The sequence below is a fragment of the Streptomyces sp. MZ04 genome, from assembly GCF_004684775.1.
Taxonomy (GTDB): Bacteria; Actinomycetota; Actinomycetes; order Streptomycetales; family Streptomycetaceae; genus Streptomyces.
In genome coordinates, this window is sequence record NZ_SRIC01000033.1 from 16,347 (window position 1) to 30,315 (window position 13,969).

At 69.7% G+C, this 13,969-nt stretch carries 11 protein-coding genes; 10 read left to right on the forward strand and 1 reads right to left on the reverse strand.

Annotated elements, in window-relative coordinates:
- Positions 1-188 precede the first annotated feature (188 nt).
- From E2651_RS10385 to E2651_RS10400, 4 genes are all read left to right on the forward strand, one after another.
- Complete coding sequence (locus tag E2651_RS10385) at positions 189-2,219, forward strand: ATP-binding cassette domain-containing protein (protein ID WP_135330767.1); 2,031 nt, start codon at positions 189-191, stop codon at positions 2,217-2,219.
- A 161-nt stretch (positions 2,220-2,380) separates the two neighbouring features.
- Positions 2,381-3,268 (forward strand): FadR/GntR family transcriptional regulator, encoded by an 888-nt coding sequence (locus E2651_RS10390; RefSeq protein ID WP_209446112.1) that lies wholly within the window; start codon positions 2,381-2,383, stop codon positions 3,266-3,268.
- 442 nt (positions 3,269-3,710) lie between these two features.
- Positions 3,711-5,255: an RNA polymerase sigma factor gene (locus tag E2651_RS10395; protein ID WP_135330768.1), complete on the forward strand. Its 1,545-nt coding sequence runs from the start codon at positions 3,711-3,713 to the stop codon at positions 5,253-5,255.
- A 151-nt stretch (positions 5,256-5,406) separates the two neighbouring features.
- Complete coding sequence (locus E2651_RS10400) at positions 5,407-6,237, forward strand: serine protease (RefSeq protein ID WP_135330769.1); 831 nt, start codon at positions 5,407-5,409, stop codon at positions 6,235-6,237.
- A gap of 145 nt (positions 6,238-6,382) precedes the next feature.
- On the opposite strand, the gene E2651_RS10405 is transcribed toward E2651_RS10400, so the two are convergent.
- Positions 6,383-6,610, reverse strand: a complete 228-nt coding sequence (locus E2651_RS10405) for a hypothetical protein (RefSeq protein ID WP_135330770.1) — start codon at positions 6,608-6,610, stop codon at positions 6,383-6,385.
- Positions 6,611-7,050: 440 nt separating this feature from the next.
- On the opposite strand from E2651_RS10405, the gene E2651_RS10410 reads away from it, so the two are divergent.
- The 6 genes from E2651_RS10410 (at position 7,051) to E2651_RS10435 (ending at position 13,968) form a co-directional block, all read left to right on the forward strand.
- A complete protein-coding gene (locus tag E2651_RS10410; protein ID WP_135330771.1) occupies positions 7,051-9,174 on the forward strand; it encodes a DNA topoisomerase IV subunit B in 2,124 nt (707 codons plus the stop codon).
- A 199-nt stretch (positions 9,175-9,373) separates the two neighbouring features.
- Positions 9,374-9,886: a DUF1453 domain-containing protein gene (locus E2651_RS10415; protein WP_135330772.1), complete on the forward strand. Its 513-nt coding sequence runs from the start codon at positions 9,374-9,376 to the stop codon at positions 9,884-9,886.
- 14 nt (positions 9,887-9,900) lie between these two features.
- Positions 9,901-11,025, forward strand: a complete 1,125-nt coding sequence (locus E2651_RS10420) for a histidine kinase (RefSeq protein ID WP_135330792.1) — start codon at positions 9,901-9,903, stop codon at positions 11,023-11,025.
- Complete coding sequence (locus tag E2651_RS10425) at positions 11,022-11,708, forward strand: response regulator transcription factor (RefSeq protein ID WP_135330773.1); 687 nt, start codon at positions 11,022-11,024, stop codon at positions 11,706-11,708. Before E2651_RS10420 ends, E2651_RS10425 begins: the two co-directional genes overlap by 4 nt.
- A 152-nt stretch (positions 11,709-11,860) precedes the next feature.
- Positions 11,861-12,379, forward strand: a complete 519-nt coding sequence (locus E2651_RS10430; RefSeq protein WP_209446113.1) for a DUF485 domain-containing protein — start codon at positions 11,861-11,863, stop codon at positions 12,377-12,379.
- Positions 12,376-13,968: a cation acetate symporter gene (locus E2651_RS10435; RefSeq protein ID WP_135330775.1), complete on the forward strand. Its 1,593-nt coding sequence runs from the start codon at positions 12,376-12,378 to the stop codon at positions 13,966-13,968. The genes E2651_RS10430 and E2651_RS10435 overlap by 4 nt, the downstream gene beginning before the upstream one ends.
- Position 13,969: the final 1 nt, after the last annotated feature.

Genomic DNA, 13,969 nt, shown 5'->3' on the forward strand with positions numbered 1-13,969 from the left:
CGCGTCGCAGGTCGCCCCGCTGGTCATGTGCCGGTCCGGGCCGAGCGGTTGACACCCTCGGCCCACACCCTGCCCGAAATGACGGAAATATCGCGTTATCTTGCTGTGGTACCCACGGGGTTCGTCCGTCCCCGAACCGGCGGACGAGCCCCGGCCGCCGAGCGGTCTCACGTCCCGCGAGAGAAGCGATGATCCAGGCCATCGGACTGACAAGCAACGCCCGCCAGGAGCTGCCGCCCGCCGTCGACGACGTGTCCTTCGAGGCGCGAACAGGCCGTGTCACGGCGCTGCTCGGCGCACGGGCCGCCGGTAAGACGACGGCGCTGAGGCTCATGCTCGAACTCCAACAGGGCCGTGGAGTCACCTACTTCAGAGGCCGCCCGCTGCACCGCATCACCCACCCCTCGCGCGAGGTCGGCGTCCTCCTGGGCGAAGTCCCGGGGCACCCGGCCCGCACGGTCCGCGGCCAGCTGCGCATGCTCTGCGCGGCCGCCGGAGTGCCCGTCCGGCGCGCGGACGACGTACTCGAAGTAGTCGGCCTCGTGAGCCTCCGCGACCAGCGGCTCGGCATGCTCTCGCGTGGCATGGACCGTCGTCTCGGGCTGGCCTGCGCGCTGCTCGCCGACCCGCACACGCTCGTCCTGGACGGACCCGCCGACGGCCTCTCGACCCGGGAGGGCGGGTGGCTGCACGGGATCCTGCGTGCGCACGCCGCCCAGGGCGGAACGGTTCTGTTCTCCACGGACGACCCGAAGGAGGCCGCACGGACCGCCGACCGGGTCGTCACGCTGGAGGCGGGCCGTCTGGTCGCCGACCAGGAAGTCGGGGATTTCGCCCGCACCCGGTTGCGCCCCAGGGTCGCGGTCCTCAGCCCGCACGCGGCGCGTCTCGGTGTGTTGCTCTCCAAGGAAGCCCGCGCCGGGCAGCGCTCCATCGAGGTGGTGAAGGAGGACGGCAACAGGCTTTCGGTGTACGGCAGCAACTGTGCCGAGGTGGGGGAGGCGGCGTTCCGGCACGGCATCCTCGTCCACCAACTCGCGGACGAGATCGGCGATGCGGGGCCTTCGGTGGCGTCCAAGGTCGAAGACGGGACTGAACCCGCGCGGGCGATCGAGTCCTCCGGTGCGGTGGATTCAGGCCATCCGGACGCGGATCTGGCGGCGATGCAGGGCCAGGACGGCGGTAAGAGCGGGCGCTCGGGAGAGAGCCCGACGGCGGAGGCTCGGGCCGCGGCGACCGAACCACAGCCTGAGACCACCGCGCCTCGGGACGCAGCGGCCGACCCACAGCCCGAGACCGCGCCCACGGCAAAGGTCATCGTCCCGCTCGCCACTGAAACCCCGCTCACCGCTGAAACCGCACTCACTGCTGAAAGCGCACTCGCCCCGGCCTCTCCGCGATCACAAGCCCCCATGTCTCCTTTGCCACCCCCCATCTCGGTCCGTCCGTCCCGTGGCCCGCTGCGCCCCCTTCGCTACGAGCTGCGTCGCGCCGCCGGTGTGGGCACCGGCTACCTCACCGCGGCCGCCGTGCTCGCCGTCTCGGTCGTCGTCTGCGTCTACCTCGCCAGGAGCGGGCAGACGCCGCAGCCGCGTCTGCTGGCGGCCTGGCCCCAGGAACTCCCCTTGCCGCCCGCGGCTCTTGGCGCCGGGCTGCTCGGCGCCCTCGCCTTCGGCGAGGAGTTCCGCCACCCCGCCCTCGCCGCGGACCGGGGCACCGTCCCGCGCCGCCTGGGGCTCCTCTGTGCCAAGTTGCTCGTCGCGGCGGGCACAGCGCTCCTGCTGGGCCTGCTGGTCGTCGTCGCCGACGCCGCGATGCTTCACCTGGTATACGGAGACGACCTCACGGAAGTTCCCGCCGACTGGCTTTCGCTTAGCTCGAGTTGGGTCGCCCTGGTGGTGGGCTGCGCCTGGGCGGGCGTCCTGGCCGGCGGTGTCTTCCGGTCGACCGCCGCCGGACTCGCCGCGGTTGTCGCGGTGCCGATCGTCGTCGTACCCCTCGTACAGAAGGCCTTGGAGGGACCGTCTGTGCGATCGGCGGCGGGTCTGCCGGGGAGGCTGCGTGATCTTGCCTTGGTGCAGTGGCCGTTCGGTGCCGAGCGGTATCTGGCCGGCGGTCTTCGGATGATCGCTCAACCTGTGGGCAGTGCACTCATGTTGTCGCTGACCGCTCTGCTCTGCGCGTTTCTGCTCACGACGATGCGTAGCCGAGTCCGATAACGACCGTCCGGCGCTTCCCTACCCGTGCTGCGCGCAACTCCCCGGAGAACGCCCATTTCTTTCCGATAAGGCGTCAATTGCGGCGGGGTAAGCGATCACCCTTTCGTGTGCTTTTCACCAAAGACCTCAAGGGACTTGGGGGCGACGCCGACAAAGGATCCGTGAGTACCCTTGCGCACACCATGATGACCGCCGCCCGCTCCGCAGACTCCGGCCTCGCCGGCCCGGGCGAACTCGACCGCTACCCCTACGCGGAGGCCTCCGGTGCCGACCGCGTAGTCACGCCCTCGTGGGACGCCGCCGACCAGGATCTCGGCCGGGTGGGCCGACGCGCCGCCGGCAGCCGCGGCCGCGGACTGCACGGCCAACTCGTCCAGCAGCTCGGGCAGATGATCGTCTCCGGGGATCTGGGCGCCGACCGCCCGCTGGTCCCCGAGGAGATCGGCCAGCGCTTCGAGGTCTCCCGCACCGTAGTCCGTGAGTCGCTGCGCGTGCTCGAGGCCAAGGGTCTGGTCAGCGCCCGTCCCAACGTCGGCACGCGCGTGCGCCCCGTCAGCGACTGGAACCTCCTCGACCCGGACATCATCGAGTGGCGGGCGTTCGGGCCGCAGCGCGACGACCAGCGGCGCGAGCTCGGCGAGCTGCGCTGGACGATCGAGCCCCTCGCCGCCCGGCTCGCCGCGGGGCACGGTCGCGAGGAGGTGCAGCAGCGGCTCGCCGACATGGTCGAGATCATGGGCCACTCGCTGAGCCAGGGTGACGCGATCACCTTCTCCCGCGCCGACGCCGAGTTCCACTCGCTGCTCATCCAGCTCGCCGGCAACCGCATGCTGGAGCACCTGTCCGGCATCGTCTCGGCCGCGCTCCAGGTGTCCGGCGGCCCGGTCACGGGCTGTGACCGTCCCACCGAGGCGTCCCTGGTCCACCACTCGCGCATCGTCGACGCCCTCGCGGCGGGCGACGGTCCGGGCGCCGAGGCCGCCATGCGGCAGCTGCTCACCGTCCACCCGGAGGTGGAGCGCGTCGTGCCCGCCCCCCGCGAGCACTGACTGCCCGGGTCTGCGGCAGTACGGCCGGCGCATGCGCCCCGCGGCCTCACCTCATCACTCCGTTGACGTGACACCGTCGCCGGACCTCTGCGGGTTCCTCGGGGAATCCGGTGGGGTCCGGCGACGGTGTTGTTGTCCCCGCGGAGACGCCAGTGCCCCTCGGTGGGCAGGCCGGGGCATAGATTCTGGTCACTTCTGACAGCATCTGGATGCTTTTGAGCGCTTACGGGGTGTGACTCGGGCCACGTAGATTGGGCGTAACGCTCCTCGGGGCAGCGCGATGACCTAAGAGGTGATAGCCGAGGAGGGAATACAGACGTCGTCCGCGACGCTGTGTAGCTCCCCGGCCCCGCCTGCGCCGTCGGCCCATCCCTAGCCGTCGGTCGTCGGTCCCGGTCCACAATGGACGGGGCCGGAAGCCGTTTTCCAACGTTCCGAGAGGTTGTTCGTGTCGGCCAGCACATCCCGTACGCTCCCGCCGGAGATCGCCGAATCCGTCTCTGTCATGGCGCTCATCGAGCGGGGAAAGGCTGATGGGCAGATCGCCGGCGATGACGTGCGTCGTGCCTTCGAAGCTGACCAGATTCCGGCCACTCAGTGGAAGAACGTTCTGCGCAGCCTCAACCAGATCCTCGAGGAAGAGGGTGTGACGCTGATGGTCAGTGCCGCGGAGCCAAAGCGCCCCCGCAAGAGCGTCGCAGCGAAGAGCCCGGCCAAGCGCACCGCGACCAAGACCGTCGCGGCCAAGACGGCCACGGCGAAGCAGGCCACCGCGTCCGCCGCTCCCGAAGCGTCGGCCGCAGATGTCGCAGCTGAGGACGCGCCCGCGAAGAAGGTCGCTGCCAAGAAGACGACGGCAAAGAAGGCCGTCGCCAAGAAGACCGTCGCCAAGAAGGCGACGGCAAAGAAGAGTGCGTCTAAGCAGGACGACGAGATCCTGGACGACGAGGCCACCGAGGAGACGCCCGCCAAGGGCAAGCCCGGTGAGGACGCTCCCGCGGAAGAGGGCGCCCAGGGCTTCGTGCTGTCCGACGAGGACGAGGACGACGCCCCGGCCCAGCAGGTCGCCGCGGCCGGTGCCACCGCCGACCCCGTCAAGGACTACCTGAAGCAGATCGGCAAGGTCCCGCTCCTCAACGCGGAGCAGGAGGTCGAGCTCGCCAAGCGCATCGAGGCCGGTCTGTTCGCCGAGGACAAGCTGGCCAACGCCGACAAGCTCGCTCCCAAGCTCAAGCGCGAGCTGGAGATCATCGCCGAGGACGGCCGCCGCGCCAAGAACCACCTCCTGGAGGCCAACCTCCGTCTGGTGGTCTCCCTGGCCAAGCGCTACACCGGCCGCGGCATGCTCTTCCTGGACCTCATCCAGGAGGGCAACCTCGGTCTGATCCGCGCGGTCGAGAAGTTCGACTACACCAAGGGCTACAAGTTCTCCACGTACGCCACCTGGTGGATCCGTCAGGCGATCACCCGCGCCATGGCCGACCAGGCCCGCACCATCCGTATCCCGGTGCACATGGTCGAGGTCATCAACAAGCTCGCGCGCGTGCAGCGCCAGATGCTCCAGGACCTGGGCCGTGAGCCCACCCCGGAGGAGCTGGCCAAGGAACTCGACATGACCCCGGAGAAGGTCATCGAGGTCCAGAAGTACGGCCGTGAGCCGATTTCCCTCCACACCCCCCTGGGCGAGGACGGCGACAGCGAGTTCGGTGACCTCATCGAGGACTCCGAAGCGGTCGTTCCGGCCGACGCGGTCAGCTTCACGCTCCTCCAGGAGCAGCTGCACTCCGTGCTCGACACCCTGTCCGAGCGTGAGGCGGGCGTGGTCTCCATGCGCTTCGGTCTCACCGATGGCCAGCCGAAGACCCTCGACGAGATCGGCAAGGTCTACGGAGTGACGCGTGAGCGCATCCGTCAGATCGAGTCGAAGACGATGTCGAAGCTGCGTCACCCGTCGCGTTCGCAGGTCCTGCGCGACTACCTCGACTAGTCACCAGAGCTCCACACAGAAGGCCCGAAGTCTCCACGAGAGGCTTCGGGCCTTCTGATTGCCCCGGTGCGGGCGCGCGTGGCGCGGGTGCGGGGCGTGTCGCGCTGGATCACTGTGGGTGTCCCATGACAACCCAGAGTGAGGAAATCGCATGCCTCGTCCTTTCGCCCCGACGCTGACGGCGGCACTGGCCCTTGCCGCCGCGGCAGCGGCGCTGCCGCTGGCCTCTCCGGCCCCGGCGGCGGCCGACAGCGTGGTCATCGGGGGCACGCCGGTCGAAGTGGCCGACAGCCCGTGGGTGGTGGCGCTGTCCAGTCGTGACCGGTTCGGGGGTACGCGTGCGGGGCAGTTCTGCGGAGGCGTGGTGGTCGGGCCCTCGACGGTCCTCACCGCGGCCCACTGCCTGAGCGAGGAAGTCCTCGGGGTGCCGCTGCGAGAGCTGAGCGACCTGAGGGTGATCGCCGGTCGCGGGGATCTGGGCACGTCCGAAGGGAGCGAGATCCCGGTGCGTGAGGCGTCGGTGAATCCGGACTACGACAGCTTCACGAACTCCGGTGACGTGGCGATGCTGACGCTGGCGCGACCGCTCCCGAAGGGCTCCGCGATCCGTATGGCGGGGCCGGGGGATCCGGCGTACGAGCCCGGCACGCGCGCGGCTGTCTACGGGTGGGGTGACACGACGGGCGCCGGCGACTACGCGCGTACGTTGCGCTCCGCGCAGGTGCGCGTACTCTCCGACTCCCGGTGTGAGCAGGCGTACCCGGGCAGTGCGGACGGAACGTACACGTCCGGATCCATGCTGTGTGCGGGTGAGCCCGGCGGCGGTCGGGACGCCTGCCAGGGGGACAGCGGAGGTCCACTGGTCGCACGGGGCAGGCTGATCGGCCTGGTGTCGTGGGGCAGTGGCTGCGGGCGGGCCGGGAGTCCCGGGGTCTATACGCGGGTCTCGGATGCCGCCCGAGTGATGGGTCTGCGTCGCTGAGGGTGCGGGGCGCCAACAGGGGCCGCCGAGGAGGCGCCTGAGCGTCCGCGTAACGAGAGCGGGCGGCCGTCCCTGGGGTTGGCAGGGTCGGCCGCCCGATCGCCGGCCTGGTGTGCGCCGGAGGGCTCGTCGTGGATGCGAGGTGTCAGCGTTCCTCGTCGGGTGTCTCCGGGACGGCCGTCAGCCGCTCCGTCTCGTCCTGTATCTCAGCGGCGATCTTCTTGAGTTCCGGCTCGAACTTGCGGCCGTGGTGGGCGCAGAAGAGCAGTTCACCGCCGCTCAACAGGACGACGCGCAGGTATGCCTGGGCGCCGCAGCGGTCGCAGCGATCAGCGGCCGTCAGGGGGCTCGCGGGGGTCAGAACAGTAGTCACGTCGCCTCTTCTCTAGCTCGACGAGCTGTCGTACCAGGGTCAACATCCAACCAGGCCGAAAACGTTCCCGCTCGTGGCTTTTCCTCGAAGTTTTTTCCGAGGCGGCTGTCTGCTGCCGGTTGGCGGCGAATGTGCCGTATTGCGTCTCTTACGTGTCTTACGGTTTCGCGCTGTCTGTCAGGTCGGTCGTCCGCCGGCTGGGTTGCCGGTTGTTCATGAGGACGTGCCCGGAGCCTAAATGGTTCATGCCTGGAAGGGAACGTGACGTGCGCTTCACTCAATCGAGGGATCGAACAAGCGTACGGCTCTGGACTAGTCTGAGTTGAGACGAGGGTGGCGTTACAACGGCTCTACCAGGCCTCGGTACCCTCTGACCGGCAACCGAAGCCGGGTCCTTACCCAAAAGGACCCCCCTTGAAATTCAGCGAGGAGCGAACCGCGTGACCGCCGAGACGTCCGTGCCGTCCACAGCGTTGCTGACCGGAGCAGACCGGGACGGTTCCAACTACACCGCGCGGCACCTGCTCGTCCTGGAGGGGCTCGAGGCCGTTCGCAAGCGTCCGGGCATGTACATCGGGTCGACGGACAGCCGCGGCCTGATGCACTGCCTCTGGGAGATCATCGACAACTCCGTCGATGAGGCCCTGGGCGGCTACTGCGACCACATCGAAGTCATTCTCCACGACGACGCCTCCGTGGAGGTCCGGGACAACGGCCGAGGCATCCCGGTGGATGTCGAGCCCAAGACCGGCCTCTCCGGAGTCGAGGTCGTCATGACGAAGCTCCACGCGGGCGGCAAGTTCGGCGGTGGCTCGTACGCCGCCTCCGGCGGTCTGCACGGCGTGGGCGCCTCCGTGGTGAACGCCCTCTCCGCACGCCTCGACGTGGAGGTGGACCGCGCGGGACACACCCACGCCATCAGCTTCCGGCGCGGTGTCCCCGGCGCCTTCGCCAAGCCCGGGCCCGACGCCGATTTCGACTCCTCGGCCAAGCTGCGCAAGGCGAAGAAGATCCCCAAGACCCGCACCGGCACCCGCGTGCGCTACTGGGCGGACCGCCAGATCTTCCTCAAGGACGCCAAGCTGTCCCTGGAGAACCTGCACCAGCGCGCCCGCCAGACCGCGTTCCTGGTGCCGGGCCTGACCATCGTCGTACGCGACGAGTACGGCCTCGGGGAAGGCGGCAGCAAGGGCGAGGAATCCTTCCGCTTCGACGGCGGCATCAGCGAGTTCTGCGAGTACCTCGCGCAGGACAAGGCCGTCTGCGACGTCCTCCGCTTCTCCGGCTCGGGCACCTTCAAGGAGACCGTGCCGGTCCTCGACGACCACGGCCAGATGACGCCCACCGAGGTCACCCGTGAGCTCGGTGTGGACGTGGCGATGCGCTGGGGCACCGGATACGACACCACGCTGCGGTCCTTCGTCAACATCATCGCCACCCCCAAGGGCGGCACCCATGTGACCGGCTTCGAGCGCTCCCTCACCAAGACGATGAACGAGGCGCTGCGCACCCAGAAGGTGCTGCGCGTGGCCGAGGACGACATCGTCAAGGACGACGCCCTCGAAGGCCTGACGGCCGTCGTCACGGTCCGCCTCGCGGAACCGCAGTTCGAGGGCCAGACCAAGGAGGTGCTCGGCACCTCGGCGGCCAACCGCATCGTCGCCAACGTCATCGCCAAGGAGCTCAAGGCGTTCCTGACGTCCACCAAGCGTGACGCGAAGGCCCAGGCGCGCTCCGTCATGGAGAAGGCGGTCGCAGCCGCCCGCACGCGCATCGCGGCCCGCCAGCACAAGGACGCCCAGCGCCGGAAGACGGCCCTGGAGTCCTCCTCGCTGCCCGCGAAGCTCGCCGACTGCCGCAGCGACGACGTGGAGCGCAGCGAGCTCTTCATCGTCGAGGGCGACTCGGCGCTCGGCACCGCCAAGCTCGCCCGGAACTCCGAGTTCCAGGCGCTACTGCCGATCCGCGGCAAGATCCTCAACGTTCAGAAGGCGTCCGTGACGGACATGCTGAAGAACGCCGAGTGCGGCGCGATCATCCAGGTCATAGGAGCCGGGTCCGGCAGGACCTTCGACATCGACGCGGCCCGCTACGGGAAGATCATTCTCCTCGTCGACGCCGATGTCGACGGCGCGCACATCCGCATCCTGCTGCTGACGCTCTTCCAGCGCTACATGCGGCCCATGGTCGAGGCGGGCCGGGTGTTCGCGGCGGTGCCGCCGCTGCACCGCATCGAGCTCAGCCAGCCCAAGAAGGGCCAGGACAAGTACGTCTACACGTACTCGGACCGTGAGCTGCGGGACACGCTGCTGGAGCTGCAGCGCAAGAACGTCCGGTACAAGGACTCCATCCAGCGGTACAAGGGTCTGGGCGAGATGGACGCCGACCAGCTGGCCGAGACCACGATGGACCCGCGCTACCGCACCCTGCGCAGGATCAACATCTCCGACCTGGAGTCCTCGGAGCAGGTCTTCGATCTGTTGATGGGCAACGACGTGGCGCCCCGCAAGGAATTCATCACGAGCTCGGCGGCGACGCTGGACCGCTCGCGCATCGACGCGTAGCGCTCGCGGCGGTCGCGCCGGGCCCGGAACGCGCGCGGGATCCGCTCGGCGGGACGCACTCCACCCGTGGGTGGAGCCTCAGGCTCCACCCACGTTCCACCCCTGCTCCGATCCCTTGACCAGGGCCCCTTCCGTAGCGTCGAAGGCGTCGATCCCACTCGGATCGGATCCGCTCTTCCTCGTCCCCACGGAGGCCGTCATGTCCGGGCTCACCGATGCTCTGGTGATCTGTGCCGTCGTCGTCCTGGTGATCGCGCGCCAGTTCAAGGCGCAGCCGGTGACCGCGGACCGGCGCTGGTGGGCCATACCGGTCGTGCTGGTCTTCCTTGCCGTGCGCGAGCCCGATCTGCTGGATCCGCGGCACCGCGCGGTGTCCGTCGCCCTGCTCGGCGCGGAGCTGCTCGTCGGTCTGGCCATGGGCTTCGGCTGGGCGCGCACCACGCACGTGTGGACAGCGCCGGACGGCGTCGTGTGGAGCAAGGGGACCAGGGCCACCGCCGTCGTCTGGGGCGTCGGGATCGGGCTGCGGCTCGGCCTGTTCGGCATCGGCACGCTGCTCGGGGTGCGTCAGGGGACCGCCGCACTGATGCTCGCCCTCGCGGCCACCCTCCTCGTCCGCAGCGGCGTCCTGGCGCAGCGGGCCGGCCTGCTCCGCCCGTCGTACGGTGTTGCGGACGCGGCGTACGAGCCGATGCGGAAGGACCACGTGTGAACTCGGACCGGTGGATGGAATGGCCGTCCCGGGAAGCGCTCGCCCGGGAAGGGCTGAGCTTGGCCCGGCTGTGGTTCGTCAGGGTCCTGCGGGTGGTGATCCTCGCCGTTCTGCTGTGGGAGGCGTTCCATCACGACAGAGGCTGGCGCCTGGTGGCCGGGGTCGCGCTGGTCGTGCTGTGCGGCGCGCTCGGCTGGGCGTTCTTCCGTACGTCCTTCGACCACAGGCTCTGGCCGTCGCTCGCCCTGCTGGTGCTCTTGATAGCGGCGGCGTACGCGGCGGCGCTGGGTGACTGGCGGGCGCTCGCGCTCGTCCTGTGGTGCGGGACGGCTGTTGCCGCCCTGGAGCGGCTGCCGCTGGCGGCGGGCGTGGCCTGCGTCATCGTCTCGCTGAGCGCCTTCTCCCTGTACAACACGGACAGTTGGCTGGTCACAGGCCTCATCGTCGTCGGGCTCGCGCTCGCCGGGTACACGCTGCGGCTCGACGCCGAGGTGCGCGGTAGCACGCAGCGGATGCTCGCCCAGGAGCGGGCCGCCCGCGCCGCGGAAGCCGAGACGGCCGCGCTCGACGAGCGGGCCCGCATCGCACGGGAGATCCATGACGTCCTCGCGCACAGCCTCTCCGCGCAACTCGTCCACCTCGAGGCGGCACGTCTGCTGATCGAGGGGGAGGCGACGCGCGAACAGATACTGGACCGCGTCGTCGCGGCACGGTCCATGGCTCGCGAAGGGCTCGCGGAGACCCGGCAGGCCCTCTCGGCGCTGCGGGGCGAGTTGACGCCGGTCGAGGACTTCCTGCGTGAAGTGGTCGCGTCGGACGGCGCCTCGGTGACCGTCACGGGGGCGCGGCGTGCCCTGCCCGCGGAGGCGTCGCAGGCGGTGCGCAGAGTCGCGCAGGAGGCCGTGACGAACGTGCGCAAGCACGCGCCGGGCGCCAAGGTCACCGTCCAGCTCGATTACGGCGAGGGCGAAGTGACCCTGGACATACGCGATTCGGGCGCGCCGCCGGGTGAACTGGCCGCCTCCGGGGCCGGGTACGGTCTGCTCGGGATGCGGGAGCGGGCCGAGTTGCTGGGCGGCTCCCTGATGGCAGGGCCGGTCGAGGAGGGCTTCGTCGTGACGCTGAAGGTGCCCACATGACCGCGGAGGGCGGCGCCAAGGCGCCGGCGCGCGTTGTGGTGGTCGACGACCAGACCGTGGTGCGCGAGGGGATCGTGATGCTGCTCGGGTTGCTGCCCGGTATCGAGGTGGTCGGCTCCGGGGGTGACGGCGAGGAGGCCGTGCGGCTGGTCGCCGAACTCGCCCCGGACGTAGTCCTGATGGACCTGCGCATGCCCCGGGTCGACGGTGCGGAGGCCACCCGCCGCATCCGTGCCGAGTACCCGGGAACGCAGGTGGTCGTGCTGACCACGTACGCCGACGACGAGTCGCTCTTCCCGGCGCTGCGGGCGGGCGCGCGCGGCTATCTCACCAAGGACGCGGGCGGGGACGAGATCGTGCGGGCCGTCGAGGACGTGGTCTCGGGGGACGCCGGGCTCTCGCCGCAGATCCAGCGGCGGCTCCTCGAGCGGCTGGCCGAGTCCGAGCAGCCCGCGCCCGAGCCGCCCGACGGCCTCACCACGCGCGAGACCGAAGTGCTCGTCCTGATCGCCGAGGGGATGACGAACCAGGAGATCGCCCGCGAGATGCACGTCTCGACGGCGACGGTGAAGACGCACATCAACAACCTCTTCGCCAAGACCGGCATCAAGGACCGTGCGCAGGCCGTGCGTTACGCCTATCGGCACGGTCTGGCGAAGCCACCGGGCGCCGCTCTCGCGTGAGCTGGGGCTTCAGCCCGTCGGCGAACGACACCCCGGAGCTGATGAGCCTTCACCTGATGGGGTGAAGAGGAGGGAGAGAAGAGTCAGGGATCTTCCCGATCTGTCCATCCTTGGGCACGCGGCCGAACAAGGCTGCGGACAAGGAGAGTTCGGTGGAGAAGCATGACGGGCGCGATGCCGGGCAGGCGCGGACCGGTGATCTCAAGGATCCCTGGTACGACGCGCTTGCCTCAGGCTGGGGCGAGTTGGACGGCACGGGCGCGCCGGCGCCCGTGGTGCCGCCCCAGTCCGCGCCGAACCGGAGCGCGAGCGCGGCCGACATCTATCTGGAGGTGCAGCGCAGCGCTGCCTTCCAGGAGGTGCGGGGCCGGTACCGGCGGTTCGTCGTCCCGGCCGTGGCGGTCTTCTTCACCTGGTACGTCGCGTACGTCGTGACGGCCACGACGGCGCCCGGCCTCATGGCGCGGCCCGTCACGGGATCCGTGAACGTCGCGATGCTCGCGGGCCTCGGGCAGTTCCTCACGACCTTCCTGCTGACCTGGGCGTATGCCCGGCATGCCCGGCTGCGCAGGGACCGTCCGGCGCTGGACCTGCGCTGGGCCGTGTTCGAGCAGAAGCGGGAGCAGGACCAGCGAAGAAAACAGGAGCAGGTCCGGGGGAGCGAGCGATGACCGGCGAACATCAGACACTCGCGCTGCTGCTTTTCGGCGTGTTCGTGGCCGTCACGCTCGCGATCACGACCTGGGTGAGCCGCAACCGGCACGGCTCGGCGGAGGAGTTCTACGCGGGCGGGCGGCTCTTCTCGCCCATGGAGAATGGTTTTGCCATCGCGGGCGACTACATGTCGGCCGCCTCCTTCCTCGGCATCTCCGGACTGATCGCGCTCTTCGGCTACGACGGGCTGCTGTACTCGGTGGGCTTCCTCGTCGCCTGGCTGGTCGTGCTCTTCCTCGTGGCCGAACTGGTGCGCAACTGCGGGCGGTTCACACTCGCCGACGTCGTGGCCGCCCGGATGAGGGAGCGGCCCGTACGTATCGCGGCGGGAACTTCCTCGGTGACCGTGTCCGTTCTCTATCTGGTGGCGCAGATGGTGGGGGCGGGCTCACTGGTGGCGCTGCTGCTCGGCGGGACGAGCGGGTCGGCGCAGGCCTGGACGGTGATCGGCGTCGGTGCGCTCATGGTCATCTATGTGTCGTTGGGAGGGATGAGGGCCACCACCTGGATCCAGATCGTCAAGGCGGTCCTGCTGATGTGCGGCGCGATCGCGCTGACCGTGCTCGTTCTGGTGCGCTTTCACGGTGACTTCAATCAGTTGCTGCGCAGCGCGGCCGATCGCAGCGGGCACGGCAGCCAGTTCCTGGCGCCCGGCCTGAAATACGGCGGCGACTGGACCGCGCGACTCGACTTCATCAGCCTCGGCCTCGCGCTCGTCCTCGGCACGGCCGGGCTGCCGCACATCCTGTCCCGCTTCTACACGGTGCCGACCGCGCGGGCCGCGCGCCGCTCGGTCGTCTGGTCCATCGGGCTCATCGGCGGCTTCTACCTGATGACGATCGTGCTCGGCTTCGGAGCCGCCGCGATCGTGGGACCCGATGCCGTCCGCGGGTCGAACGCCGCGGGGAACACGGCGGTTCCGCTGCTCGCGCTCGATCTGGGAGGCGGTGCGGATTCCACAGGCGGAACGGTTCTCTTCGCCATCGTCGCCGCGATCGCCTTCGCCACGATCCTCGCCGTGGTCGCCGGGATCACGCTCGCCTCGTCGGCTTCCGTGGCCCACGATCTGTACGCGTCGCTGCGGCGCAAGCACGCCAAGCCGCGCAGCGAGGTGGCGGTGGCGCGCGTCGCCGCGGCCGGGATCGGGGTGGTCGCGATCGGTTTGGGGCTGCTCGCCCGGGATCTCAATGTCGCGTTCCTGGTGGGCCTGGCCTTCGCGGTCGCCGCGTCCGCCAATCTGCCCGTGCTGCTCTATTCGCTGTTCTGGCGGCACTTCACCACGCGGGGCGCGGTCTGGTCCGTGTACGGGGGCCTGGTGCCCTCTCTGGCGCTCGTCCTGCTGTCACCCGTCGTCTCCGGGAGCCCGAGCTCGCTCTTCCCCGGCGTGGACTTCCAGTACTTCCCCCTGGAGAACCCGGGCCTCGTCTCCATCCCGCTGGGCTTCCTCGCCGGATGGCTGGGCACCGTCACGTCATCGGAGCCCGCGGACGAGGCCAAGCACGCGGAGACGGAAGTGCGGTCGCTCACCGGTGCGGGAGCGGTCTGAC

Coding starts and splice junctions, on each gene's coding strand:
- E2651_RS10425 (WP_135330773.1), top strand. CDS start 11,022: ATGACCGCGGAGGGCGGCGCCAAGGCGCCGGCGCGCGTTGTGGTGGTC.
- E2651_RS10385 (WP_135330767.1), top strand. CDS start 189: ATGATCCAGGCCATCGGACTGACAAGCAACGCCCGCCAGGAGCTGCCG.
- E2651_RS10420 (WP_135330792.1), top strand. CDS start 9,901: ATGGAATGGCCGTCCCGGGAAGCGCTCGCCCGGGAAGGGCTGAGCTTG.
- E2651_RS10400 (WP_135330769.1), top strand. CDS start 5,407: ATGCCTCGTCCTTTCGCCCCGACGCTGACGGCGGCACTGGCCCTTGCC.
- E2651_RS10435 (WP_135330775.1), top strand. CDS start 12,376: ATGACCGGCGAACATCAGACACTCGCGCTGCTGCTTTTCGGCGTGTTC.
- E2651_RS10415 (WP_135330772.1), top strand. CDS start 9,374: ATGTCCGGGCTCACCGATGCTCTGGTGATCTGTGCCGTCGTCGTCCTG.